The sequence below is a fragment of the Bacillus sp. JJ1764 genome, from assembly GCF_036962145.1.
GTDB lineage: Bacteria > Bacillota > Bacilli > Bacillales > Cytobacillaceae > Neobacillus.
The window spans coordinates 1-1,797 of the sequence record NZ_JBALNY010000183.1 but is presented as its reverse complement, the minus strand read 5'-3'; the positions used below and the strand labels follow the sequence as shown (position 1 = coordinate 1,797).

General features: G+C 43.9%; 1 protein-coding gene. It reads right to left on the bottom strand.

Annotation, left to right across the window (positions count from 1 at the left end):
• Window positions 1-71: 71 nt before the first annotated feature.
• Window positions 72-1,331: a group II intron reverse transcriptase/maturase gene (gene ltrA, locus V7083_RS20720; RefSeq protein WP_335481493.1), complete on the bottom strand. Its 1,260-nt coding sequence runs from the start codon at window positions 1,329-1,331 to the stop codon at window positions 72-74.
• Between the last annotated feature and the right edge of the window lie 466 nt (window positions 1,332-1,797).

Below are 1,797 nucleotides of genomic sequence, written 5' to 3'. Positions count from 1 at the left end.
GAGTAGGAGGGGGTGACTAACCCCCGACCTCTCACACCACCGTACGTACCGTTCGGTATACGGCGGTTCTATCAAGATTGACGCAAAATTTCATAACGGTTATATAGACTTCTTAGCCCTCGTTGACTCCAATAAGAGTTATCGAGGGTTTTGTGTAATATTGGACTACATGCGATTCTCCAGTATTTCTTTCTGGAGTTGCCCCATTCATAAGCTTTATAGTCAGGAACACCTAATCCAATTAGTTTCCTAACTCTGGTTTTAGATTTCTTCCACTGTTTCCATTCGCACATTCTGAGCCTTCTTCTTATCCACTCATCGAATTCTTTGAATTTACTTGGAGTGTCAGCTAACGCAAAGTAACCGCACCACCCTGTTAGATAACGGTTTAACATTTCAATCCTTACTTCCATTGGATAAGGTTTTGACCGGGAGGTAATTTCTCGGACTTTCGTCTTAAAGCGCTTGATGCTTTCTTTCGCCATTCGCACCTTCGGTTCTTTATTCCAAGTAAAGCTGAAACCAAGAAATTTCCGTTTCCATGGACGGTCAACTGCCGACTTATCCCTGTTTACCTTCAACTTTAGTTTCTGCTCAATAAACATCGTAACGGATTCCATCACACGTTGCCCTGCTTTTAATGACTTAACATAAATGTTGCAGTCGTCCGCATAACGGACAAACTTATGCCCTCTGGTTTCCAATTCTTTATCTAATTTATCCAGAATTATGTTTGAGAGGAGAGGACTGAGAGGTCCTCCTTGCGGAGTACCTTCCTTTGTTGATTGTACGACCCCATTGAGCATTACACCTGACTGAAGATATTTCCGGATTAGTTTGAGCAGTATGCGGTCTTTAATTCTTTTTGCGAGTATTCCCATCAATTTGTCATGATTGACCTTATCAAAGAATTTCTCTAAGTCCATATCAATTACCCAGCGGAAGCCCTCTTTGATATGTCCCTTTGCTTTTCTTACCGCATCATGGGCACTCCTGTTAGGTCGGAAGCCGTAGCTGTTTTCAGAAAAAGTTGGGTCAAAGATTGGGGTTAATACTTGGGCAATTGCCTGTTGGATGAAACGGTCTGTCACAGTTGGTATGCCTAAAAGCCTTACTCCACCGCTTGGTTTCGGGATTTCGACACGGCGGACGGGGAAAGGTTGATAGTTTCCAGTTCTCAAAGCTTCCCGAAGGGAATCCCAGTTTTCATAGAGATGTCGTCGTAGGAGTTTTACGGACATTCCATCTATGCCGTGACTTCCTTTGTTCTGCTCTACCCGTTTTAAGGCAGTTAAGAGATTTTCCCGTGACAAGATTCGTTCCATTAACATGATGTTATTCCCTTCTACGTGAATGAAGGTTCTGTTTATGCCAGCTCTTGCTCCACCCTTCTAAAGTCCCCTGCGGATTCACCGCTTCCTCCTTTAGGTAAGTCCTTTCGGATTGTCTGTGTTCATTGCAATCACTGAATGTGCAGATTTCATTCTTTCTTAATAGTTCAGCCCTTCCCATTCTTTCTCGAGTTGGAATGGTACTATGACCTCTGCTGACTTCTGATTGTTCAGCTATCCATTACTAGATAGGTTACCAAGTGTACTTGGCTTGTCAATCAGACCTCCCCGGGTAAGAGTACAGTCTTTCCCTCCACCTATCTGCTTCATTTACTCTGCATCACCTTCGGCAGTATGGACTTCGTCTTGTCGTGCAAACTCATCCAATGATACCTAGCCTTATATGAAGTTCGTGTTCCTCAGACCGGAGGTTTGCCGCTCGCTTCCTTCAGATTCCGCGTCACCG

What these genes read in the sequence shown, in the direction of transcription:
- ltrA (WP_335481493.1), bottom strand. Translation starts at nt 1,331, where the DNA reads ATGTTAATGGAACGAATCTTGTCACGGGAAAATCTCTTAACTGCCTTA.